The organism is Armatimonadota bacterium, assembly GCA_016869025.1.
Taxonomy (GTDB): Bacteria; Sysuimicrobiota; Sysuimicrobiia; order Sysuimicrobiales; family Humicultoraceae; genus VGFA01.
In genome coordinates this window covers 72,636-96,843 of the sequence record VGFA01000006.1, presented here as the reverse complement: position 1 = coordinate 96,843, position 24,208 = coordinate 72,636, and the positions used below count along the sequence as shown (strand labels likewise).

The window sequence follows — 24,208 nt, the reverse complement described above, 5'->3', positions numbered from 1 at the left end:
GCGTGGCGATCCTCGTGGCGTTCATCGTTCCTCCTTTTGAGCTCGCGGGCACCGGAACGATCTTGATGATCGCCTACTTCATCCGGCGCCTGCCGTACACGTTCCGGTCCGCCTACGCCTCGCTCACCCAGACCGACATCGCGCTCGAAGAGGCGTCGCTTGTCTGCGGCGCCAACCAGGGGGTGACCTTCCGCCGGATCACGCTCCCGTTGATCACGCCCGCCATCGCCGCCGGGGCCACGATCACCTTCGCCACGCTGCTCGGGGAGCTGACCACCACGCTCCTGCTGTACTCGGCCCGGTGGAAGACGATCTCGGTCAAGATATTCGAGTTCATAAGCTACGACCAGACAGGGCCGGCCTCGGCGCTGGGCGCCCTGCTGGTCGCCGCAGTCCTCGTGACCGTCTACGCCGCCAACCGTCTCTCTGGAAGAAGTCTCACCTCGGCGTTGGGATAGCCCTCGTGCCCATGCGGGTCGAGTTCTACCTTTCCTCATCCGCGTTCCGGCAGGGGCCGGGTGAGGTCGCGGCGTATGCCCGCGCGCACAACTACGGCGGCGTCGAGTGGTACCTCGACCTGCTGCGCCTGCCGGTCGCCCCGTCGGCCCGGGCGAAGTTGTTCGACCGCATGCGGGGTGACGGCCTGGGCGCCCGCTTCCACGCGCCGGCCGCCGACGTGGAGCTGGGGCACCGTGACCCGGCCATCGCTGATACATCGCTGCGCTACCTCCTTATGTACATTGAGTTCGTGGCCGAGATGGCGCCGACGATCCTGACAGTCCACGTGGGCTCGCGCGCGATCCCCATGGAGATGCTGCACTGGGAGCGCGCGCTGGATCACCTGCGCCGGGCTGCGGAGGCCGGCCGGGAGCGCGGCGTGACGGTCTGTCTGGAGAACCTCAAGGGTGGATGGACCAGCGACCCCAACCGGCTGCTGGCCATGGCCGAAGCCGCCGGTTGCGCGATCACATTTGACCTGGGGCACGCCGCCGCCAGCCCGTACATCCAGGAGGGCGGCACACTTGAAGCCTTCCACGCCGTGATCCGGCCGCGGATCACAAACGCGCACATCTACAAGATCGAGACGCCCGACGGCCAGCACCTTCCCCTGGAGGACGCTGGCTGTCACGGCCCGACGCTCGACGCGCTGCTGGCGGGCGGGCATCACATCTGGGTGCTCGAACTCTCGGCCCGCGAGGATCTGGAGCAGACGCGACGGGCCCTGCGCGCCTACGAGCAGGGATAGGACCCCCGCTCCCCCGCCTCCCTGCCGGCAGGACCTCGCCGACCCGCAGAGAACCTAACCTTTCACACCGGAGCCATCGTAGCAGACCTTGTAGCGCAACCTCCTGGAGTGCCTTATGCGGGCGACCTGGCTCAGTTCGTTCATAACCGACACCGTCTACCTGGCAGTGGGAGCGTGGTCCTCGCGGCTGGTGGGCTCGCCGCTTCAACGGGCGATAGCCCGCAGCAGGTACGGCGCGCTGGCGGCCAGCTACGACGAAGATGTGATCCCACAGGACGGCTATCTCGCGCCGCTCGAGGCCGCCCTGGACCGGCTACCGGCGACCCCCGCGGACGTACTGGATGTCAGCACGGGCACCGGCGCGGTGGTGGGCGTCCTCATGCGCAGGTTTCCTGGGTGCTGCGGCGCAGCGGTAGATCTCTCGCCCGTGATGCTGGCCCACGCCGCCCGGCACGCGCGCGAGCACGGGTGGCCTGTGCATCTTGCCGCGGCCGACGCCGGGTGTCTTCCATTCCGGGAGGGGACGTTCGACCTGGTTACGGTGCAGAACGCGTTCCCGGTTCCCGGCGAACTGGTCCGGGTGGTGCGTCCGGGCGGCTGGGTGGTGATGAGTTACTCAGCCGGCGGATCGGTCCTGCCTTGGATCGTCCGCTCGCTGATCGGGCAGTTGCACGCGTTGGGCTGCCAGGAGGTAGAAACCCACCGAGTGGGCTCGGGACGGTGCTTCCTCGCGCGGCGCCCGGGCGGGATGGTTCATGCATGACCACGTCATGCGTCATCGCGGCCTACAACGAGGAACGCACGGTGGCCTGGGTGGTCGAGGCCGTTCGGCGCACGGGCGAGGTGGCCGAGATCATCGTGGTCTCGGATGGATCCACCGACGCGACCGCGGAGGAAGCGGCCGCGTCCGGTGCCGACGTCGTCATCCAACTTCCCAGGAACCTGGGCAAGGGTGGAGCGATCCTGGCAGGAGCGCGGCGGGCATCAGGGGAGATCCTTCTCCTGCTCGACGCAGATCTGGAGAACCTCAAGCCCGAGGAGATCCGCGCGCTGGTCCAGCCGGTGCAGCAGGGCCGCGCGGACATGGCGGTAGGTGTCCTGGCCGCGGACCTCGTCCAGACGGTGCTGCCGCATCTCTCCGGCATTCGCGCCGTCCGGAGGAACGCGCTGCTCGACCGACCCCATCTGGCCGGGACACGGTTCGGGTTCGAGCGCGCGCTGACGGAGCTGGCATGGCGGGAACGGTGGAAGGTCGAGAGGTTGCCGTTCACCGGCGTGACCCATCTTCGAAAGGAAGAGAAGTACGGCCTGATCCAGGGATGGCACGGGAAGGTGCGCATGACGGTCGAGGTGCTGGGTCTGCGGCGGCGGCGCAACGGCACACCACGGCAGAAGGCGCCCCTGCTGGCCCTGACCTGCCTGACCGTGGTGGCCGCGTACATTAGCATGGGGCTCTTCTCTGCTCCACGCGCGGTTGGCAGCGCGCTCGACGTGCTCCCCGAGCCCGAGCAGTCCGACCGGGTGCTTATCGTTGCCGCTCACGCCGACGACGAGCTGCTCGCAACGGGAGGGTTGATCCAGCGCGCGCTGGCCGCGCACGCCGGGGTGTGGCTGGTCTTCGCCACGAACGGCGACGCCAACCGCCTGGCGGCGTCGCTGGGTGGCAGGCGGCTGCTGGCGCGGCCGGCCGATTTCATTGCCGAGGGCGAGACGCGACAGAGGGAGGCCCGCCGCGTGATGGCTCGGCTCGGGGTCCCGCACGGCAATGTTATCTTCCTCGGATACCCCGACCGCGGATTGATGGCGTTGGCCACGCACCGTCGCGGGACCGCAAGGCCCTACGTCTCACCTTTTACCAAGGCATCGGCCTCCCCGTACAGGGATACGTTCCGTCCGCGCGCCAGGTACACGGGAACAGATCTGCTGAGCGATCTCGGGTCGGTCATCCAGCAGGTGCGGCCCACGGTGGTCCTAACACATCACGAGGCGGACAAACACGGCGACCACCGCGCGGTCAACGGGTTCGTGCGAGAAGCGCTCAGGTCGCTTGAGAAGAAGGGTGCGCTGCAGCACCCGCGCTTCTACACCTTCCTGGTACATGCCTGGGACTACCCGCGGCCGCTGCGGTACGCGCCCGACGCGGCCCTGCTGCCCCCGAAGTCACTCAGAGACGAATACCGCTGGTTGCGGCTCGACCTCCAGCCCGAGGAGCTGGCCCTCAAGCACGCCGCGCTTAGCGACTACCGCAGCCAGCTCGACAGCCCGTACCTGCGGCTGCTGCTGAGCAGTTTCCTGCGCCAGAACGAGCTCTTCGCCGAAACAGAGCCCTAGCCCGGCGCTCCGGTGCTCCCGTCCATCCACGGATACCTCAATGTGGCCGCCGCGGCCGTGCTTTGGGGAACGCTGGGCGTGGCGGTCCGCAGCCTGCTCGCCTCTGGCCTGAGCCCGCTTCAGGCCGCTGCCTGGCGGGCCGGCGGCGCGTTCGCCGTCCTGCTGCTCTACTGCCTGCTCGCAAACCGCGCGGCGCTGCGGGTGCGGCGCGGCGACCTGCCCCTCCTGGTCGCATACGGCGCTGTCAGCGTTGCCGGGTTCTTCACCGTCTACTTCACGGCAATCGGTCTCACCACAGTGGCGACCGCTGCGGTGTTGCTGTACACCGCGCCGGTGTGGGTCGTGATCCTGGCGCGCGCACTCTACGGCGAGGCGATGACGCCGATGAAGACCGCGGCGGTGGCGCTCACCTTCGCGGGCTGCGCGCTGGTCGTTGGCGCGCTCGGGCCTGGTGCCGTGCGGCTCACGCCATCCGGGCTGATGGCCGGCCTGGGGGCAGGGTTGACCTACGCGCTCTACAGCATCTTCGGCAAGGCGGCCCTGTGCCGGCACTCGCCGCTGACGACCGTGGTATACACACTGGGATTCGGGGCGATCCTCCTGGTGGCCGCATCCGGCGGGCTGCCCCCTGTGCGCACCGCTGCCCTCCCTGCGATCGCCTACTTGATCGCTGCCCCGACCTGCGCTGCCTATCTCCTCTACATCGCGGGACTGCGCCGGATAGAAGCCGGCCGCGCCAGCGTGGTAGCCACGCTGGAGCCGGTGGTGGCAGCGCTGGTAGGCACGCTGCTGCTGCACGAGCCCATGGCAGCCGCGCAGTGGGCAGGCGCGGCGCTGGTCGTGGGAGGCGTCGTCCTGGTGCAGGGCGAGCACATACTAAGGAAGCCGGCTGGGCGCTAGCGTCTCCGCGGTCTCATCGCCTTCCAGGCCTCAACGGCACCCGGGCTCATCGCCGCCGGATCCTCAAGGCCGCCACGGCGATGCCGGTCCCGGCGGTCATCACGATCGCGCTGGCCACGAACGGCGCCCGCGGACCCACCGCGTCCCACAGGATGCCTCCCAGCAGCGGACCCAGGACCAGGCCCAGGCCCTGCGCGGTCTCGGAGACGCCCACGGCCAGCCCGAGCCGGCCCGGTGGGGCCATTTCGCTTACCAGGGCCAGCCATGCCGGCGCCGAGAGCGCGTAGCTGGAGCCGAGCAGGATACCTGCCGCCACCATCTCGGCGAGGCGGCCGCTGAAGGACATCAGCCACATCCCCAGCGCCCCCAGGAGCATGCCCACGGCGACCAGGCGGCGCTTGCCGATGCGGTCGGCCAGCCGGCCGGCCGGGACCGTGGAAATCGCCACCGCGAGCACTATCGCCATGAACAGCCCGCCGATGGCGTGCTCGCTGAGCCCAACCACCTGTTTGGCGAAGATTGCGGCGATGGGCACCATCAGGCCTACCCCGAACATCTGCACGAACGCCACCAGGTAGAGTGCGAACAGAACCGGAGAGATTCGGTAGCTTCCGAACAGGGTTATCAGGCGTGCCGGGGATACCGTGGTGTGGTATCCGATGAAGGCATCGGCATGTTCTGAGCCATCGTTCCGGCCTGGGAAGAAGCGCACCGCCATCAGAGCCGCCAGGGCCATCAGGCCGCTGGACAGGTAGAAGCCGGCCCGCACCTGACCGGTGAACCCGGCGAAGAACAGCCCCAGCGAAGGCCCCATGGCCAGGCCTCCCAGGAAGGCCAGGTTGAGCATGCCCATGCCGGTGGCGCGGCGGTCCGGGGTGGTCGTATCGGCTACGGCCGCGGCGGCCGACGGCCACAGCGCCGCCGAGCCCAGGCCGTCCACCAGCCGCAGCGGCACAAACAACACCGGCACCCGCAGCACCGCCATGACAAGCGGCGCTATGGCGCTGAGCACAAGGCCTGTTATCAGTACCGGCTTACGGCCGATCCGGTCTGTCACGCCGCCCCAAGTGGTCTTGAAGAAGGTCTCCACCAGAGCGAAGGTGGCGATCACCACGCCCACAAGCTTCACGCTGGCGTCCAGTTGCTCGGTGAGATAGAGCGGCAGCAGAGGCAGCACCGTGGCAAATCCGAGTTGGGCCAGGCCGATGATGAAGGCGATGCGGCGCGGCGCGCGCTCGTCGTTCACGACGGATGCTCCGGCCTCTGCCCGCGGGCCTCGGGCCATGAGAGGCCTCGGGCACCGGCGCGAACGGCAGCCGCGGCAGCAGCGCGGTGCTCCTCGAGATCGGGCAACGGTTCGAGCGCCACCTCGCCGGCCGTGCTGCCGTACCGCCGGCGCAGCGCGGCCGCGGTCAACTCGTCGGCAAGCCACGGGTTCTTGGGAAGCAGCGGGCCGTGCAGGTAGGTCCCGTAGACCGACCGCCAGACCGCGCCCTCGCCGCGGTCCTGCCCGTTGTTGCCGGAACCAACGATTGCCGTTCCGATCGGACGCGCGCCGCTCCCGAGGTAGGTGCGCCCCCCGTGGTTCTCAAACCCCACCAGGATGCGGCCGGCACCGGCCTCCCGGACCACGATGTTGCCTATGATCCGGCGGCTCCCGGGCCCAGGATGCACGGTGTGCAGGTCGAGCAAGCCCAGGCCCACCAGGTCCGGGCCGCCCGCGGGCCTGTAGTAGTGGCCCAGCAACTGGTAACCGCCGCAGACCGCCAGGATCGCGGCGCCCGCCGCCGCGGCCTCGCGCAGCGCCGATCCCTTGACGCCACAGAGATCCGGCGCGGCCAGCCGCTGCTGGCGATCCTCGCCGCCGCCGATGAAGAAGAGGTCGCTGGCATCGGGATCCACCGGGTCGTCCAGGCGTGCCTCGATCACGCGCACCGAGAAGCCGCGCCACCGCGCGCGCATGACCAGCGTGGTAATGTTGCCCCGATCCCCGTAGAGGTTCAACAGATCCGGGTACAGGTGACAGATGCGAAGTTCCATCGCCGCTCCTGATGTTCTTGGGATCCTACTCCTTCCAGAACCCGCGCACGGCCCCGCGGCGCGCTAGTATCTCGCGGAGGTGCAGCATCGCCGTGTAGGTAGGCAGTATGTAGAGGCACTCGCCATCTCGCAGCAGGCCCCGCGCGCGGTCAAGCGCCGTCTCGCCGGTGTGCTCCACGCTGACCTGCTCGGCGCCGAAGCCCGCGTACTTCAGGCGCAGCGCCATGTCCTCTGCCCGCAACCCGGTGACCACCACCGCGCGCGCCCTGTCGCGCAGCACCTCGAAGTCCACGTCCCACAGCCACGAGATGTCCCGCCCGTCGGCAATCAGATCGTTGATGGCAATGAGCACCACCGGGGACGCCTCCGCCAGCAGAACCGTGCGCAACACCTCGTTGAACCCGGCGGGATTCTTGGCAAGCAGCATGAGCGCTTCGCGTCCACCGAGGTCAACGCGTTCGCCCCTGCCAAACGCCGGCACGGTTGTGGCTATACCGCGCCCCACATCCGCCGGGGCGATGCCCAGGGTCAGCGCCGCGGCCGCGGCCGCGGTTACGTCGTAGACGTTGTAGAGGCCCGGCAGCACGGTGCTCACGGGAATCATGGTGCCGTCTGCGACGATGGTGGCGCTGGCGCCGTCTGCGCCGTGGATGCTCACTCGGCGCGCGCGCACCTGTGGCGCCGGCCGCGCTGCCCCGCACCCCGGGCAGCGGTAGTGCCCCATGTGCCCAAGGGTGACCAGGGTGTACACGTAGGGGCGGCCGCACCGGTAGCAGTAGCGCGCGTCCGCGGCATGCTCCAGGGTGCGGTCCTCACCGTGCGGGGCCTCTTCCAGGCCGAATGCTTGGACCGGACCCGTGTGGTCACGGCAGAGGTCGGCTACCATTGGGTCGTCGGCGTTGTAGACGAGGGTGCTCTCGGATGGCAGCACGGCCAGCGCGCGTCGCCACCGTTCGGCGATCAGATCTATCTCGCCGTACCTGTCGAGCTGGTCGCGGAAGAGGTTGAGCAGGACGACCACGCGGGGCCGCGTTGCCTCGACCGCGGCCGGGAGGGTCGCCTCGTCCACCTCAAACAACCCCACCTCTCCGCGCATCCGGCCGCGCAGCGTCGCGTGAGCGGCCAGCGCGGTGGCGATACCCGAGAGCAGGTTGGCGCCGGCGCGGTTGTGCACGATCGCAAGCCCGGCCGACTCAAGGATCCCGGCCAGAGACCGCGCCGTGGTCGTCTTGCCGTTGGTACCCGAGATCAGCACCACGCCGCGCGCCATTCGCGACGACAGGCCGGCCACCAGACCGGGCGAGATCGCGGCGGCGATCCGGCCGGGCAGCGTGGTCCCGCCTCCCATGCGCGTCAGACGGCTCAGCGATGCCGCGAGCCGGGCGGCGGCGATCGCCGCGGCCTCACGCATGCGGCTCCGGGCCCGCACCGGCTCCATCGGTGCCGCCGGCTCCGGCTACGCACAACCGGCTAGAAGCGGCGGGCACCCAGGTAGCGCGGGCCGTAGTAGCGGTGTCCCATCGGCGTGATGGTGACGCGGCTGGAGCCCGAGGAAGAATGGACGAACCGGCCGTCGCCCAGGTAGATGCCGGCGTGCGACGGCCCGGGCCGCAGCGTCTGGAAAAAGACGACATCGCCGGTCTGAATCTGATCACGCGGCACCGGTACCCCGGCCTTGAACATCGCGAACGTGGTGCGCGGCAGCGCAACCCCGTTCCGTCCAAACACATAGTACAGGAACCCCGAGCAGTCGAAGCCCGAAGGGCTGGTGCCTCCCCACCGGTACCGGACGCCCACGTGGCGCGTGGCGAGCGCTGTCAGCGCCGTGGCCCACCGCTGCCCGCGCGAAGGGAGTACTGCCGCGCCGCGAACTGCCGGCACCTTGAGCCGCTGTCCTATCTGGAGGGTGGCCTCGAGCGCGATACCGTTCATCGCCGCCAGGCGCTCGGGCGTAGTCCGGTGGCGTCGGGCCAGGCCCCACAGCGTGTCGCCCTCCCGGACACGGTGGACCGCAACGGCGGACGGCTGGGCGGTGGCGGCCTGCGATGCCACGGCCGGGGCAGCGGCAGCCATGAAAACGATCACTGCAACGACCCAAGTCGCCGCCCGGATACCGCGCACACACGCCTCCCCCTGGGCAGTTGCGGCCCTCAAAGTGAAACCCTGCCTCTCTTCGCCCGGCAGGCGCGCCTTCCTTCCCGGGTCAGGTCTGCGCATCACATCGCGCGGAGCCGCTGGACGCGGTCTTCGACCGGGGGGTGCGTGTTGAACAGGCCGTTGGCCCACCCGCCCCACTCGCGCAGCGGGTTGATGATATAGAGGTGCGCGGTGGCCTTGTTGGCCACCTCCAGGGGCTCGGGGTCCGCGCTGATCTTCTCCAGCGCGGCGGCCAGGCCCTCGGGATAGCGCGTCAGCATCGCGCCCGAGGCATCTGCCAGATACTCGCGGCGGCGGGAGAGCGCCAGGCGCATCAACTGCGCAAACAGCGGCGCCAGGAGCGCCAGCAGGATACCCGCCAGGACGAGCGCTCCCTGCGCGCCTCCGCCACCGCGGCCGCCGCGGCGGCGGCCCAAACGCATGCTGCGGAGCAGCCAGTCGCTCATCAGGGCCACCAAGCCGACCAGAACCGCCGTGATCGTGGCCAGCCGGATATCGTAGTTCTGGACGTGCGCCATCTCGTGCGCCAGCACGCCTTCCAGCTCCAGCCGGTCGAGCTTGTCGAGCAGGCCGGTGGTGACAGCGACCGCCGCGTGCTGAGGGTCGCGGCCGGTGGCAAAGGCGTTGGGCGCGGAGTCCTCGATCAGGTACAGGCGCGGGACAGGGATGCCCGCGGCGATGGCCAGGCCTTCGACCGCGTTGTACAGGTACGGGTACCGCTCGCGCGGCGCCTCACGTGCCCCGCTGATGGAGAGCACTATCCGGTCGCTGTAGTAGTAGCTGCCCCAGGCGCCGGCGACGGCCAGGACCGCAGCCACCGCCACGCCCGCGTACCCGAATCCTGTCAGCTCTCCGAAGACAAACCCCAGCGCCGCCACGATGACGACGAACCCCGCGAAGAGCAGCCAGGTCCGGCGGACGTTGCTCTCGATGGCCTCGTACACTCCGGCCCCCCGATGACGCGGCCTGGCGCGGGCCGCCTAGAACGCCACCTTGACCGGCTCCCGCGCCACGTCCTCCATCTCGAAGTAATCGCGCGGGCCGAAGCCCAGCGGACCGGCCAGGAGCACCGCGGGAAACGCCTGGCGGGCGTTGCTGTAGCGCAGCACCGTGTCGTTATAGAACTGGCGGGAGAAGGCGATCTTGCTCTCCGTGCCGCTCAGCTCCTCTTGGAGGTGCATGAAGTTCTCGCTGGCGCGGAGCTGCGGGTAGTTCTCGGCAACCGCAAAGAGACTGCGCAGCGCCTGGGTCAGCATGTTCTCCGCCTGCCCCTGTTCCCCCACGCTCCCCGCGGCGATGGCACGGGAACGCGCCTCGGTCACGCGCTCGAACACCTCGCGCTCGTGGGTCGCGTAGCCCTTCACGGTCTCCACCAGGTTGGGGATAAGGTCGTACCGCCTGCGGAGCTGCACATCAATCTGAGACCAGGCGTTGTCAATCCTGTTGCGGAAGACCACCAACCGGTTGTAGAGCAACACGACATACAGGGCGAGCAGTATCAGAATCCCGACGACGTATATCACGCGCCCACCTCCATGCCGGCCGCTGCCTGGCCGTTGTGCGAAGGGGCTTCGGCGCCGGGGCACGAATCCCCTAGCGGGCGTAGCCCCGGAGAGGGCGGCGGCCAACCGCTTCCTGAAGGAGGAATCCCGATGCGAGTTCTCGTGATCGGAATCATCGCCGCCGCCGTGATCGCCACAGTGGCGCCGGCCTTCTCGCAGGTGTCGCTGCTGTTCCCCCACGGCGTGGCCTCCGGAGATGTACGCGAGACGTCCGCCTTGCTGTGGACGCGCCCCAGCCGCCTCGCTCCGGTCACCGTTGAGGTGTCGGCGGATCCGCAGTTCGGATCCATCGCCTTCCAGCGCACCGTGACGCCGAACCCGGAGCGGGACCTCACGGTGAAGGTCCTGGCATCAGGGCTGGCGCCGGCCACGCGGTACTACTACCGCTTCCGCGCCGGACGCGGGGCCTACTCCCAGCAAGGAGCTTTCGTAACCCCTCCGGCGGCGGACGCTTCTGCCGACCTGACCTTCGCGTACTCGGCGTGTTCCGACGGCGGGCACGTGGGCGGCGTCCCGGCGCTTTCGCTGGGCCTGCTGGACGCCGTGGTCGCCGACCGGCCCGACTTCTTCGCCCACCTGGGCGACAACATGTACCCGGACTCATCGCTCGTGCCGAATCCCGTCTTCACGCTGGAGGCCTACCGCGGGAAGTACAAGGAGATCCGTTCCATACCCACGTTCCGCAACTTCACGGCCAGTACGTCAATGATCGTCACCTGGGACGACCATGAGGTTGAGAACGACTACGACCGGGAGACGGTGGACGCCCGGAGATGGGCAGAGGGGCACCGGGCGTTTATGGAGTACTCGCCGATCGCCGAGCAGCCCGGCGGCCGGATCTACCGCAAGTTCCGCTGGGGTCGCGAGATCGAGCTGTTCGTGCTCGACGGGCGGTCCTACCGGAGCCGGCACGTGAGCAAGACGGCGGCCTGCGACAACCCGCCGGGCGGCCGGGTGCCTGACTTGGCGCCGACGCTGCCGCCTCCCATCCGGGCGGCCTTCGCCCCCCTGGTTCCCCAGATGCGCCTGCCCGTACCCCCTGGGTGCCTGGAGGCACTCGCCGACCCCAACCGCACCATGCTGGGGATCGGCCAGAAGCTCTGGTTGAAGCAAGAGCTGGCCCGCAGCACCGCCACCTGGAAGTTGATCTTGAACCAGACGCCGATCCAGGAGTTCTTCGCCCTCCCCTACGACCGATGGGAGGGCTACGCGGCCGAACGGGCGGAGATCCTCACGTTCATTCGCGACAGCGGTATCAAGAACGTGGTGTGGCTCACCGGCGACACCCACGCGACGTTGGTCAACGACGTGCGCCTGTCCACGTTCGCGCCCCCCTTCGCGACCGCGGGCATGAAGGAGGTCGTAACCGGCCCGATCGCGGCTACGCCCTATGCCGAATCAGTCGCCGGGGTAGGCGGGCGGGCCGTCGTTCCCGCGCTGCTCGCGTTCTTTACCGCCCCGGTCCCGCAGGGCGTCGGCATGAGCTGCGCTGTCATGGACCGCTACACCTACGCGAAGGTGGAGGTGAGCAGCCGGGCGCGCACGGTGACAATCACGCCCAAGGACGCGGCGGGCCGCCCGATCTGCCGGGCGCCGCTGGTGATCACGGCGACCCCCTGAGGCGCGACCTCCTGAGGCGCCGGGTTTGCTATAATTGCGGAGCAGGGGTGCCTTTCGGCGCCCCCTCCGGAAGGGGGAGCTTGGAGTGCGACTCATGAAGGTCCGGCGGGTCGCCCTCGACCAGCAAAACAACCCCCTGGTGCTGCTGGTTGACCAGGAGGAGACGATCGCGCTGCCCATCTGGATAGGCCAGGCGGAGGCGATGGCGATCGCGATGCGGCTCCAGAGCGTCCAGCCGCCCCGTCCGATGACGCACGACCTGTTCTCCACGTTGCTCGAGCAGCTCTCCGCAAAGGTTACCCGCGTCGTCGTGAGCGACGTCCGCGATGCCACCTACTTCGCCGAGATACACCTGGCACGCGATGGAGGAGCGCTGGTCCTAGACTCTCGGCCCAGCGACGCAATAGCGATCGCCCTGCGGGCCGACGCCCCGATCTTCGTAGAGGAGAAGGTGGCGCAGCAGGGCATTCCGCTGCGAAAGTCCACGGAGGCAGGGGAGCATCCGGAAGCGCTGAGCGACGAGCTGGACCCCCAGGAGTTCCGAAAGTTCCTCGAGCGGGTGAAGCCCGGAGACTTCAAGGGCCCGGTGCACTAGCTAGAGAGGGCCACCGAGCGCAACTCCGAACGCCTCGAATAGCTTTCTTACTTCCTCCGAGAATGTCGTCAGGTATTCCCTGGCTCCTCCGAAACCATCCTTGGAGAAAGCGAAGCCCAGTTCACTGCTACGCAGCATCACGTTGACTCTTCCGGCACATCGGCGGATTTCCGATTCCAGGATTGACCTCGTCGCCGTGCGACCCTTCAAGTTCTCAATACACTCCCAGACGTCGTGGAGAGCTTTGAATACCAGAGCCCAGTTGATCCATACCACTTCCTTTGACAGCCCAAAGAACATCTGCCATCTTGGCCTGTCGATCCGGTACTCAACCTCCCTGCCAAAGCGACTCGCGGAGACGAGGCCGGAGAGAGCCATCTGCTTGAGTGCGGCAGAAATCGAAGCGTAGGCGTAGTGCGTTTGCCTTGCCAAGAGCCTCGGGTAGCAGGATTCATGCGCTAGGAGATACAGGACTATCTCGGCCCGCGAGTTGACCCCGAAGAAAGCGCGGAGTCTCACCCGCAGGTTTCCATACCGATCTAGAGGCACGGTCTCGGACATCCGTCGGGGTTCCAGCTTCGGTCGCAGATACCCGAGACGCAGGAAGGTGGGATCCGGAACACCAACTTGAGGCAAGGGCTTCCCATCTCGAAGCAAAAAGAAGGTCTCCGGATCGGTTGGAGCTGGCTCTTCGTGTCCCTCCGCAACAAGTCTCTTCCATTTCCGCTTCCGCGGCCCTTCGTGTGGGAGAACGGCTTCCATGCCCGCGGCCAGAGCACGGCGCTCCGGTGGCATCAGGCCCCTTTGCAGCTTCTGTAGCCGTGTGCTGCTCAGCCACTCGCTGTTCTTCAACCACCATTCTGCGGCACCGTCGAAGAGCCGCGGTTCATAACGCCCAAACCAGATCGTCGCGATGATTAGTGCTTCGGGGTCGATTGGCCCGGGAGCTGAGTATCCTTCTTGCCCGAAAACCCCAAGAGTCGTCCATTGACGCCAGAGGAGTTCCAGGACCGCTTCTAGATAGGCCGATCTAAAGCTCTGCAGCCACATCTTCGAAACCCATTTGTGTCAGCAGCGAAAGGAGTTTCTCGCGGAAGCCCGGCGATGGATCATGCGTCATCGCCCATGTGGCCGCCTTCAGCAGATCACCGGACGAAGGCTGTAAGCTCAAGAGATCGGTCAGGTGCCGGCCTCCTCCTTGATCAACTGCCGCATACAGTTTCAGGTGGATCTGGTCAAACCTGTCGATGAAGCACACGACGAGGCGCGCGCCGTACCGCACACGCAACGACCGTTCCGGACATCCTGAGGGGAGACCAGAGTCCAGCAAAGAGGCTGGCCCCGGGTTGATCCAACCCCGCGGTAAGCCAAGATCCAATGCAACCTTGCTTGCGGCCTCTGTGAGATAGTCCGGAAACGGATCTGCCTTCTCCAGCGATCGGGGATCCCTGTCCTCTATTACAAGCGCGATGACATCCACGTCCTTCGTGGTCTGCTTTGCGAAACCCCTGATGGCGAGTGCTGAGCCTCCCCCCACGAGCAGCGTGACGGCCGGGGCTTGGGCAAACTCGAGATACTCGGCTAAGCGAACCAGCGCCCCTTCGATGTCTTCGCTTCGCCATGAGGTTGTCTTCGATGGCCCGGCTCAACTGCGCGAGGAGAGCGATCGGGTCGCATCGGGTCGCCGGGAAGTTCCTCAGGGGAGTGGTGGATGTGGCGGCCGCCCTGGCAGTCTCAGCCCCGAGGCCGCGGCCGCGTCGGTCCACCAGGTCGCCACTCCATTGATCGGGCGGACGCCCGCCGCCGGGCACCGCTGCGGCGCAGGCGACCCGACAAGCACCCTACGCAGGGCAGAGGCCTTCTCTGCTCCGGAGACCAGGAACCAGACCATTCGCGCGCGGTTGATCACGGGCAGGGTCAGCGTCAATCGCCGCGATGGTTTGACCGGAGCCCGAACGGATATGACCCAACGCTTCTTCTCCGCGACTGCCCGAGAACCGGGAAAAAGAGATGCGGTGTGCCCATCGCTCCCCAGGCCCAGCAGCACCAGATCGAAGCGCGGCCAGGGGCCGGAGAAGTGCGCCCGCAGGATCTGCGCATAGGCCTCCGCGGCATCTTCCGCGTCGGGGAGATCGGTGGGCATGGGGTGAACGTTCTGCTGCGGGACCGGCACGTGGTCCAGAAGCGCTTCCCGCGACAGACGGTAGTTGCTGCGAGGGTCGTCCGCGGGCACGTAGCGTTCGTCCGCCCAGAAGAGGTGCACCCGGTCCCAGGGGATCTCGTCCCGGAAGTCGGTCGCCAGCGCGCGGTAGAGTTCGCGCGGGGCCCTGCCCCCGGAGAGAACAACGTGGCACAGGGGGCGGATCGCGAGGGCAGACGCGACCACACCGCACAGCTCATGCGCCGCCGCCCTGGCGAGCGACGCCACGTCAGGGAATGGGCGCACAGCAGGGGTCAACTGGTCGGCCGCCGCATTCCCCCGGGCCGGTAGACGCTCGGTCATGCCGGTGCCGGCCTGCTCAGGAGATCCTTGATGCGGGCAAGCCCTCCGGCAACGTCCCTGTCCAGATCCACCCGCACGACCCGGCGGCCGCGCTGCCGCAGGGCCTGCAGGTCGCCCAGGGCCTGGGCCCTGATCAATCCACCGAACGTATGCCCTGTCTCCGGGATATCCAGGTCCTCGCCCACATCATCAACGAGCTGGATGAATGCCCCGGTATCCGGCCCGCCCTTGTGCAACTGCCCGGTCGAGTGCAGGAAGCGCGGGCCGTACCCCAGGGTCGTGGCCACACCCCACCGTGCGGAGACGGCGTGCCGCAATCCCGCCAGGGCCGCGTTGGTTGCCTCGTCCGGGGCCAGGTACGCCTGCAGCCCCACATAGTCGCCTGGACGCACCTGCTCGGCCCACGCGCCAAGATCACCGGCCGGCTCATCCGGACCGGCCGCCCGCGCCATGGCCTGCCCTGCCAGCTCCTTGGCCAGCTGTACGTCCGGCTGATTGAACGGGTGTATGCCCAGCACAGCCGCGGCCGCGGCCACCGCCACTTCCCACCTGAAGAACTCGGCCCCGAGATCCGCCGTCTCTGCCATGTGCAGGCGGGCAACCGGATGGCCGGCCGCATCGAGCGCATCGGCAAGATCATCCAGATCGCGAGAGTCGTCGCCGGCGAGGCGCAGGTAAACGAAGACGCGGTCGGGGCCGCATCTCTCCTGCACATCGAGCACGTCCAGCGGCTCGTCCACCACCGGAACGATGCCCTTCCCGTCCTTGCCGGTGCTCTCGGCGACGAGTTGCTCGATCCATGCCTGCAGAGCTGCCAGCGAGGGTGAAGCAAGGAAGGTCACCTTGTCGCGTCCTGCCAGCGCAAGGTCGCCCAGCGCGGCCCCCAGCACCAGACCCGGGTTGTCGGTCTCGGGCACGGCGGGCCCGCATGCGGCGGCCATCGCCTGGGCGCGGCTGAGCACCAGGCGCACGTCAACGCCTATCAGCGCCGCTGGCACCAGCCCGAACACGGAGAGCGCAGAGTACCGCCCTCCCACGTCAACCGGGCCCAGGAACGTGCGGCGGAACCCGCGCTCCTGGGCCAGGCGCTCCAGGGGCGTCCCAGGATCGGCAATTGCGACGAATCTGTCTCCGGGCCGTGCCTGGGCCTGGCTTGTGCGGTGCCAGAAGTACCTGAAGAGCGACAGCGTCTCGGTTGTGGTCCCGGATTTGCTGGATACCAGGAAGAGCGTCCGCCCCAGGTCAACCTGAGACTCGACCCGGCGAACGGCTGCCGGGTGCGTGCTGTCGAGGACGATCAGCCTGGGAGCGCCTGCTGCCGGCCCGAACGTGCGCTGGAACACCTCCGGGGCCATGCTCGATCCGCCCATCCCCAGCAGCACAACGTGGCGCGTGCCTGCCTCCGCCACGTCGCGGGCGAAGTCCACCGGGTCGCCGAGCCTGTCTCGCATCGCCTCTGGAAGCGCAAGCCAGCCCAGGCGGTCGGCCAGCTCGGGTACCGGACCGCCTGACGCCTCGGCCGACCACCCGGCCGACCACAGGGTCGGATCTCCGGCCCACAGTCGCCGCGAGAATCCCATCTCCTGCCAGTCGCGCAGCCGGTCCTCGACGTGGTCCCGATACCCAGCAAACCATGGACGTTGATCGCCCATCTGCTCTACCGCACCCCGCGTGAGAGCGCGTCCTGCGCCGGCTCCGCGCAGCGGGCGCAGGAGGCGTCGCACGGCTCCACGTGGATCGTCACGTCAACGCCGGGCAGCTCCTCCTGCAGGTGGTGCTCCAGGTCGTCGCAGATAAGGTGCGCCTGGCCGACCGAGAACGACCTGTGCAGCACCAGGTGCACATCGAGGAACCGGTCGGCGCCGGCCTCACGGGTGCGCAACGCGTGGTACTCAACGATCTCGCCCTGGTGTTCGTCGAGTACCGTCCGGATCTTGGCCTCTTCCTCGGGAGGAAACCGGGCGTCCATCAGGCCGCTGATCGAGCGCCGCAACAGCACCAGCCCCATCCAGCCGATGTTGGCGCCGACGACGATGGCCGCGATCGCGTCCAAAGGCGCCCAGCCGGTGACGGCCACGAGGCCCAGCCCGACGAAGACGCCCGCGGAGGTGATGACGTCCGAAAGAAGGTGCTTGGCCGACGCCTCGAGCGCGATTGACCGCCCGGCGCGCGACACGCGCAGCAGGTAGAGCGCGACGGCCAGGTTCAATGCCGTGCCGGCCACCAGCAGAAAGAGGCCAACAGGAATGTGAACCAGTGGTTGCGGGTTGAGCAGCCGGTTGGCCGCGGTCAGCACGATCCAACCGCCGGCCGCCGCAATCATCGCCCCTTCGGTGGCGCTGCTAACGTACTCGGCCTTCGCGTGGCCGTACTGATGGCCTTCGTCCGGGGGGCGAACCGCGACCAGCAGACTCACCAGCGCGACGTTCGCCGCCAGGATGTTGACCACCGACTCCGCGGCGTCGGAGAGCAGCGCCACCGAACCGGTGACCATGTAGGCGGCCACCTTGAGCCCGAGGATCGCCACGCCGGCTGCCAGCGAGATGCCGGCTGCGCGAAGCTTGCGGGAACCGGTTGGCCCGGCAGGTGTCTGCATCATTCACCCCACCATGACTTCGGCCCTATCTTAGTCTGCCACCACCCGCAGGCGCCAGAGGAGGATCGGCCCACAGGGCGAACACAGCGGCGACCACGCTTCACCCACGAGGTGCCTTATGCGCCGCCTGCTGCTCGTCCTGCTGGTAGTGATCCTGACCGTTGCCGCCGTCGCCGGTGGAGCCGGCGTCTATCTGGCGCGCCGCCCGTTCCCTCAGATCTCTGGGGCGGTACGCGTCTCCGGTTTGGGCGATCCCGTGGAGGTGGTGCGCGACCGGTGGGGAATCCCCCACCTTTTCGCGCGGTCCTCACGCGCGCTGTTTCTCGCGCAGGGCTTCGTCCACGCGCAGGATCGTCTCTGGCAGATGGAGCTCAACCGCCGTACCGCCTCCGGCCGTCTGGCCGAGATCTTCGGTGAGGCGGCGCTGCCGACCGACCGGTTCCTGCGCACGATCGGCCTGCGGCGCGTCGCCGAGGCGCACCTGGGCGCCGTCAGCCCGCAGACGAAACAGAACCTTGACGCCTACGCCGCCGGGGTGAACGCCTTCATCGCAGGCGCGCGCGGCCGGCTTCCCATCGAGTTCACGCTGCTGGGCTTCGCTCCTGAGCCCTGGACCCCGGCCGACAGCCTGGCTTACGGCAAGCTGATGGCGTGGGTGTTGGGCGGCGATTGGCGGGTGGAGATACTGCGCCAGCAACTCCTCGAACGGTTCGGCGACGGTGCGCTGGAGCGGCTGCTGCCTGGGTACCCGTCCGACGCGCCGGTCATCACCGGCGGGTGGTACCTTCCGGGCATGGGCCTGAGGAGCCTGCCCGGCATAGGCAGCAACAACTGGGTCGTCGCCGGAAACCGCGCGGAGACCGGCAGCCCGTTGCTGGCCAATGATCCGCACCTGGAATCCCAGATGCCGTCTATCTGGTACCTGATGCACCTGAACGGCGGGCCCTACGACGTCGTCGGGGCCACATTCCCAGGCGTGCCCGGCGTCATCGTCGGGCACAACCGGGACATCGCGTGGGGCGTGACCAACGCCAACCCCGACGTGCAGGACCTGTACATTGAGCGGTTCCATCCCGAGGATCCGGCGCGGTATCTGCACAAGGGGCAGTGGATCCCGGCGACCGTAGTCCGCGAGACGATCAAGGTCAAGGGCCGGAACGAGCCGGCCGTCGAGATCGTGCGCGTCACGCGCCACGGCCCGATCCTGAACAATGTGGTGCGTGGGCTGCACGCCCCTCTGGCGCTGCGGTGGACGGCGCTGGAGTCGAGCACCATCATCGAGTCGGTGGACGGGGTCAACCGCGCGTCCACCTGGGATGAGTTCCGGCAGGCGCTGAGGGCGTGGGACGCGCCGTCCCAGAACTTCGTCTTCGCCCACCGCAATGGCGAGATCGGCTACCAGATGCCGGGGCGCATCCCTGTACGGGCCAAGGGAACGGGCGCGGTGCCGGTGCCCGGGTGGACCGGCGAGCACGAGTGGACCGGATGGCTGCCGTTCGAGGCGCTCCCCAGCGCCCATGGGCGCGATGGGTTCCTGCTCACCGCCAACAACCGCATCGCGCCGCCGGGCTATCCGCACTTCCTGGGCCGCGACTGGGACGTGGGGTACCGCGCGCGGCGCATCAATGAGCTCCTCTCTGAGGGCACCCAGTCGGTCGAGACCTTCAAGCGCATCCACAGCGACGTGACCTCGCTCCCGGGCAGGGCCATGGTCGAGGCGCTGCGGCCGGTGAGGATCCTGGACCCGGCGCTCCAGCCGGTCTTTGCCGAACTGCTCCAGTGGGACGGCGTGCTCTCGGCTTCCAGCCGGCCTGCCGCCGTGTACGAGGCGCTCCTGGATGCCCTGGTCAAGGAGGTGTTCCGGACGCCACTCGACGAGGCGGTCTTCGGTCGCTACCTGCGCCAGTACGAGGGGGCGGTGCAGACGGTGCTCGCGCTGCTGCGCGACCCTTCCTCTGGTTGGTGGCGGGGCAGCCGCGATCGGCTGGTGGAGACCGCGCTGCGCGATGCGGTGCGGACCCTGGAAGGGCAGCTCGGACCCAAGCGGGAGGGGTGGCGGTGGGGAAGGCTGCACCAACCCACCTTCGTCCATCCCATCGGGCGCATCAGGTCCCTGGCCTGGATCTTCAACACGACGCCCCCAGAGGTAGGCGGCGACGCCTTCACTGTCAACAACAGCGCCTTCAACCCGGAAGAGCCGTTCCGGCAGGTTGTGGTGGCCTCGTACCGGCAGATCCTCGACCCGGCGGACTGGGATCGGTCGCTGGTGATCCACACAACGGGGCAGAGCGGCCTGCCCTTCCACCGGCACTACCGTGATTTCGCGGCGCTTTGGGCGAGGGGAGAGTACGTGCCGCTGCTGTTTTCGCGGCAGAAGATCGAAGACGCCGCGGTCGGAAGGCTGGTGCTGGCGCCGAGGTAGGGTTTGTATCAAGCGGAGGGGTAGGGCTTCGGCTCGAGGTCTGCGCCGATTTCCTCAAACTGCTCCAGGGCCGCGCGCAGATCCTCTACTATCTCTTCAGCCAGCACCTCGGGAGGGGGCAGGCTGGCGGAGTCCTCCACGCTCTCGTCCCGGAGCCAGAAGATGTCAAGATTCGCCTTGTCGCGCTTCACCAGTTCTTCGTACGGGAATGGGCGGAAACGCCCGGTCTCCTTCCGGGCGTGGCGGTTCTCGGGATTGCAGCAGGCCACGAAGTCGTCGAGATCAGCCCGTGTCAGTGGATTGGTCTTCAGGGTGAAGTGCTTGTTGGTACGAAGGTCATATATCCAGAGGGTCTTGGTCCAGGGGGTTTGGCTGGCCGGCTTGCGGTCGAAGAAGAGGACGTTGGCCTTGACGCCCTGAGCATAGAAGATGCCCGTGGGCAGGCGGAGCAGCGTGTGGACGTCGCACTCGTGGAGCAGCCGGCGGCGGATGGTCTCCCCGGCGCCGCCCTCGAAGAGCACATTGTCTGGGACGACCACGGCCGCCCGGCCGTGGATCTTGAGAATGCTTCTCACATGCTGGAGGAAGTTGAGCTGCTTGTTGCTCGTGGACGCCGAGAAGTCGTCCCGGATGACGACCAGGGTGTCTCTGGCCTGCTCGCCCTCCCCGTTCACGAAAGTCAGGCTGGACTTCTTCCCGAACGGCGGATTCGTCAGGACCATATCGAAGTCCGTGCCCGGATGAGCCCGGAGGCTGTCGTCCACCTTGATCAGCGTCTCATCGCCGCCGACGCCGTGGAGGTACAGGTTCATGACGCACAGACGCGCCACGCCCTCCACGATGTCCCAGCCATATAGCGCGCGGTATTTCAGTTCTTCACGCTGGCCGCGGTCCATGTGCGGGTAGTGCCTGACGATGTAATCATGGGCGGCCAAAAGGAACCCACCGGTGCCACAGGCAGGGTCGCAGATAGTCATGCTCGGCGCAGGACGTATGACGTCCACGATGGCCTGGATGAGCGGCCTGGGCGTGAAGTACTGTCCCGCGCCCGTCTTCACGTCCTGGGCGTTGCGCTCCAGTAGCGCCTCGTAGGCGTCGCCCTTCACGTCGGCGCTGAGCGCTGACCAGTTCTCCCGATCAATGAGGTCCACGATGAGCCGGCGCAACATCGCCGGATCTTGTATCTTGTTCTGGGCCTTGCGGAAGATGACCCCTAGGGTACCCTGCTCCCGTCCCAGCCGTTCCAGCAGATGCCGGTAGTGCGTCTCCAGCTCGTCGCCATCCCGGGCCAGGAGGCTCGGCCAGTCGTACCCTTCAGGGATGGGCGGGGGCTGGAAGTCCGGCAACAGCGAGTACGGCGGCTGCGCCCGCTCATGCATCATCTTGAGGAAGATCAGGTAGGTAAGTTGCTCCAGGTAGTCGCCGTATGAGAGGCCGGCGTCCCGGAGGACGTTGCAGTAGTTCCACAACTTCTGGCCGATAGCCGAGGCCGTGCTCATGCCCGCACCTCCGAACGGTCCGCGGTAACCTGCGGCCGCTCTAAGCGGCCTTCTGGTTCAGCGCCGAGTTGGACGGCCCGCCTGCGGCTCGAGACGTTGCACGATTCGTCGACAGTGTTCGTTACCAGGCTCTTTGTCGAGTCCGAGCTTTGCGTAGTAGAGAGCCTTTTCGCGATTGTCCTCGAGGAGAAAGAGCCAGGCAAGCCTGCTAAGGGCTGTCGCGTCAAGATCGCCGGCTGACCTCTCCATATGGTCTCGGACCCCTGCCAGGTACACCCCGCGTCGCGTCCTTGGGATCGCAGCCTTGCGGGCGTCGATGAACTGACATAGAGCGAGGGCCGCATCACGCAGGAGTGAGATGTCTCGCGGGTCAGCGTCAACCGCGCTCACGAGGGAGGAGATTTGGGTTTCTTGGTCGCTGACCTCCCGTGCGTACTCGGCGCGCTGGAGCCAGGCGGTCTTGTCGAACGGCTGTTCTTCGACCCAACGACGAAGGGCGTACTCGATGTCCTGGCCGGGCAGTCTGAAGTGCCTGCGGAACGCGGCGACTTGTCCCCATGCCGGTGGATACAACTCGGCAATCCTTTCGAGAATGCCGTTCAGGCGATCGATTTCCTGCGCGTCGGTGGAGCTGGTATCCTCCAGAGCCGATTCGAGGAAGCGGTTCACAACGTCTGAGTGTGAGGTAGTGGCGACCTGTCCCGGCTTCAGCACGCAGAAGCGCCGAAGGTCTGCGAGGGCCTGTTGGATGGCTAGGCGATCGGGGTCACTATCAAGCTTCTTCCGTCCGAATACGCGTGCAAGTTCAGGCGCCCAGTAGTAGTAACTCCCAGCCGGGGTCTGTTCGGCGGTGAGAAGCGAGAGACGCACGCATTCTTCGGCACCAGCCTCCGCGTCGACATCGCGCTCTGCGCAGATTACAACGAGAGCAAGCTCAGCGATGGCAGTTCTCCAATTTGCGGTCAGAAGGTACACCCACTTGCCATGCTGGGACAGCTTGTTGAATGACCTCTCGAACACTGCATTCACAATGTCGATTCTTCTGGGCAGGAGATCCTTGGGAGGTACATAGCGGCGTTCCTTGGCCATCTCTCCGAGGACGAGCCGCATGACATACGGATGTCCATCTGTGTACCTGTAGATGGACTCGACGGCATCATCATTCAGCAGACCCTCGATCCCCAACTCTCTCCCGACTGACGCGAGCAAACTCCTGGCCTCTGCCGGTTCCATCCCACGCACTTCAATCGGATAGTCGGCCTTGAACGCCCGCTCCCGGCTAGTCATCAGCACCTTGTTCGGCAGGTGGGTATGGGTGTCAAGAAACCTGTGGAGTTGACGGGAATCCGCGAAGGTCTCGAAGTTGTCGAAGATGAGCAGCCGTCCGGTCCCATCGGGCTGCGGCGCCTGAAGCATCCGAGCGAAAGCATCCTCAGAGGGTTTGGTAGCAAACATCGCTCCATAGACCCTTGAGACAGACTTGAGATCGACCACGGCCGTTCGCACAGGCGCTGGTCCGGTCGGGCGTAAGTCGACATCGCGTGCACTGAACCACACGATGAAACTGAAGGGTGGCTCAGCACGAGAAGCTAACTCGTGGGCGGCCCACAATGCGAGGCTCGTCTTCCCTATGCCTCCGCGCCCATGGAGGGTGATGATCGGATGATTCCTGTCGAGCAGGCGTGTGAGAAGATCGCCCTGCAACTGCGGCCGCTCCACATACCCATGCGGTCGCGGTGGCAGATTCCCGAACACATTGCTCTGGATATCTAGGTCTGGGAGACCCTCTGTCTCGCTTGGGGGTAGCGGCGCAGGCGGTAACGCGTAGGCAGGCAGGTCAAGCCTTTCCGTCTCCCCATTTGCGAAGTCGATGAACTCGGCGCCATTTGCAGTAGTGAAACCGCCGTTCGGGAGCAGGAACGCCTTGCACTCCACCGTTGTTCTGAGGAATTCGCCTACATAGAAGGGCTGAATGCCTCTTGCCAGCGCTACGTGGACGCCTGGGACCGTGGGCGAAAACTCCTCGCATTCAGCGTCTCGAATGTGCCTGGGTTCTGGCCCGACCAAATCAACCCCGCGGACTGTGTTCTTCGACACCCGGATAGACAGGTGCATCCAGCGGGCCCTAAACAGGGGGCAGCGTACTGCGATAGCAGAAACCGCGGTAAGGTAGTGCGGGTTCGCCATCTGGAAGAACTCAGGGCCAACCGCTCCGTGGGCCTTGGTCTTGTTCCGAATCAGTACCAATGACTTCAAGAGGTGGCGTATGGTGCGATACCGGCTGACGTCGCTATCCGGTTCCAACCCCAAGAAGGAGATGATCCGGTCCGAGGCACCAATCGCGGCAAGAAACCAATCGTCCGCTGGTGGTTTGCGTTTCTGTGTTAGCCAGTTGATCGTTGGTTGGAAGACCGGGGACAGGTAGCCCGCAAGTGGCTGCGAACTCATTTGGTAGATCGAGTCTTCCCACTCGCCAAGACCGTCTGCCCGCACGAGCCTGTATGCGACGGCGTACGCGTTCTCGGCAGAACTCCCGCGCAGGCCAGACCAGAGGGCAATCGCGATGGTCTTCAGCGACGCTTCGAAAAGGTACGACGTCAGGAGGAATGTGTCCCCAGAGGCATCTGGACCGACCAGTCGAAGGCGCGCGGCTACGCGAGTAAGGTGCGTTGGGAGATCCTGCGTGTTGAGTTCGAGCTCAGGCATGAGTCACGACCCCTCTTTGTCCCTCCAACGG

General features: G+C 67.0%; 21 protein-coding genes. 8 read left to right on the top strand and 13 right to left on the bottom strand.

The genetic code is table 11. The features are described 5' to 3' along the window. Positions 1–2: 2 nt before the first annotated feature. The 5 genes from FJX73_05605 (at position 3) to FJX73_05585 (ending at position 4,477) form a co-directional block, all read left to right on the top strand. On the top strand, positions 3–458 hold the full coding sequence (locus FJX73_05605; protein ID MBM3470252.1) for an ABC transporter permease subunit: 456 nt from the start codon (positions 3–5) through the stop codon (positions 456–458). A 5-nt stretch (positions 459–463) separates the two neighbouring features. Beyond that, positions 464–1,246: a sugar phosphate isomerase/epimerase gene (locus tag FJX73_05600; GenBank protein MBM3470251.1), complete on the top strand. Its 783-nt coding sequence runs from the start codon at positions 464–466 to the stop codon at positions 1,244–1,246. A gap of 115 nt (positions 1,247–1,361) precedes the next feature. Next, a complete protein-coding gene (locus FJX73_05595; protein ID MBM3470250.1) occupies positions 1,362–2,009 on the top strand; it encodes a methyltransferase domain-containing protein in 648 nt (215 codons plus the stop codon). Next, positions 2,006–3,577: a glycosyltransferase gene (locus tag FJX73_05590; protein MBM3470249.1), complete on the top strand. Its 1,572-nt coding sequence runs from the start codon at positions 2,006–2,008 to the stop codon at positions 3,575–3,577. Before FJX73_05595 ends, FJX73_05590 begins: the two co-directional genes overlap by 4 nt. 12 nt (positions 3,578–3,589) lie before the next feature. After that, positions 3,590–4,477: an EamA family transporter gene (locus FJX73_05585; protein ID MBM3470248.1), complete on the top strand. Its 888-nt coding sequence runs from the start codon at positions 3,590–3,592 to the stop codon at positions 4,475–4,477. Positions 4,478–4,523: 46 nt separating this feature from the next. Here FJX73_05585 and FJX73_05580 read toward each other — a convergent pair whose 3' ends face one another. From FJX73_05580 to FJX73_05555, 6 genes are read right to left on the bottom strand one after another with little or no spacing between them, the layout of a single operon-like run. Continuing rightward, positions 4,524–5,762 (bottom strand): MFS transporter, encoded by a 1,239-nt coding sequence (locus tag FJX73_05580; protein MBM3470247.1) that lies wholly within the window; start codon positions 5,760–5,762, stop codon positions 4,524–4,526. Then, a complete protein-coding gene (locus FJX73_05575) occupies positions 5,720–6,517 on the bottom strand; it encodes a glutamine amidotransferase (GenBank protein ID MBM3470246.1) in 798 nt (265 codons plus the stop codon). The genes FJX73_05580 and FJX73_05575 overlap by 43 nt, the downstream gene beginning before the upstream one ends. Positions 6,518–6,542: 25 nt before the next feature. Then, positions 6,543–7,928 carry a Mur ligase family protein gene (locus tag FJX73_05570; protein MBM3470245.1) on the bottom strand — a complete coding sequence of 462 codons (1,386 nt, stop codon included), beginning with the start codon at positions 7,926–7,928 and terminating at the stop codon, positions 6,543–6,545. A 59-nt stretch (positions 7,929–7,987) separates the two neighbouring features. Further along, on the bottom strand, positions 7,988–8,734 hold the full coding sequence (locus FJX73_05565) for a peptidoglycan endopeptidase (protein MBM3470244.1): 747 nt from the start codon (positions 8,732–8,734) through the stop codon (positions 7,988–7,990). Beyond that, positions 8,734–9,618: a M48 family metallopeptidase gene (locus FJX73_05560; GenBank protein MBM3470243.1), complete on the bottom strand. Its 885-nt coding sequence runs from the start codon at positions 9,616–9,618 to the stop codon at positions 8,734–8,736. Before FJX73_05560 ends, FJX73_05565 begins: the two co-directional genes overlap by 1 nt. A 36-nt stretch (positions 9,619–9,654) precedes the next feature. After that, positions 9,655–10,197, bottom strand: a complete 543-nt coding sequence (locus FJX73_05555; GenBank protein ID MBM3470242.1) for a LemA family protein — start codon at positions 10,195–10,197, stop codon at positions 9,655–9,657. A 12-nt stretch (positions 10,198–10,209) separates the two neighbouring features. On the opposite strand from FJX73_05555, the gene FJX73_05550 reads away from it, so the two are divergent. Further along, a complete protein-coding gene (locus FJX73_05550) occupies positions 10,210–11,856 on the top strand; it encodes a hypothetical protein (protein MBM3470241.1) in 1,647 nt (548 codons plus the stop codon). Positions 11,857–11,941: 85 nt separating this feature from the next. Continuing rightward, positions 11,942–12,451: a bifunctional nuclease family protein gene (locus FJX73_05545; GenBank protein ID MBM3470240.1), complete on the top strand. Its 510-nt coding sequence runs from the start codon at positions 11,942–11,944 to the stop codon at positions 12,449–12,451. Here FJX73_05545 and FJX73_05540 read toward each other — a convergent pair whose 3' ends face one another. The 5 genes from FJX73_05540 to FJX73_05520 form a co-directional block, all read right to left on the bottom strand. Beyond that, positions 12,452–13,501, bottom strand: a complete 1,050-nt coding sequence (locus tag FJX73_05540) for a helix-turn-helix transcriptional regulator (GenBank protein MBM3470239.1) — start codon at positions 13,499–13,501, stop codon at positions 12,452–12,454. Further along, positions 13,482–13,931: a hypothetical protein gene (locus FJX73_05535; protein ID MBM3470238.1), complete on the bottom strand. Its 450-nt coding sequence runs from the start codon at positions 13,929–13,931 to the stop codon at positions 13,482–13,484. The genes FJX73_05540 and FJX73_05535 overlap by 20 nt, the downstream gene beginning before the upstream one ends. Positions 13,932–14,147: 216 nt before the next feature. Then, positions 14,148–14,954 carry a 6-phosphogluconolactonase gene (pgl, locus tag FJX73_05530; GenBank protein ID MBM3470237.1) on the bottom strand — a complete coding sequence of 269 codons (807 nt, stop codon included), beginning with the start codon at positions 14,952–14,954 and terminating at the stop codon, positions 14,148–14,150. Beyond that, complete coding sequence (locus FJX73_05525; protein ID MBM3470236.1) at positions 14,951–16,606, bottom strand: hypothetical protein; 1,656 nt, start codon at positions 16,604–16,606, stop codon at positions 14,951–14,953. The genes pgl and FJX73_05525 overlap by 4 nt, the downstream gene beginning before the upstream one ends. Positions 16,607–16,611: 5 nt before the next feature. Continuing rightward, the gene (locus tag FJX73_05520; protein MBM3470235.1) at positions 16,612–17,550 is read right to left on the bottom strand and encodes a cation transporter; all 939 of its coding nucleotides are present in this window, start codon (positions 17,548–17,550) and stop codon (positions 16,612–16,614) included. 118 nt (positions 17,551–17,668) lie between these two features. Here FJX73_05520 and FJX73_05515 point away from each other — a divergent pair, with 118 nt between their 5' ends. Continuing rightward, positions 17,669–19,972, top strand: a complete 2,304-nt coding sequence (locus tag FJX73_05515; GenBank protein MBM3470234.1) for a penicillin acylase family protein — start codon at positions 17,669–17,671, stop codon at positions 19,970–19,972. A gap of 8 nt (positions 19,973–19,980) precedes the next feature. On the opposite strand, the gene FJX73_05510 is transcribed toward FJX73_05515, so the two are convergent. After that, on the bottom strand, positions 19,981–21,471 hold the full coding sequence (locus FJX73_05510; protein MBM3470233.1) for an SAM-dependent DNA methyltransferase: 1,491 nt from the start codon (positions 21,469–21,471) through the stop codon (positions 19,981–19,983). A 57-nt stretch (positions 21,472–21,528) separates the two neighbouring features. Then, positions 21,529–24,177, bottom strand: coding sequence for a hypothetical protein (locus FJX73_05505; GenBank protein MBM3470232.1), 2,649 nt, complete (start codon positions 24,175–24,177; stop codon positions 21,529–21,531). Positions 24,178–24,208: the final 31 nt, after the last annotated feature.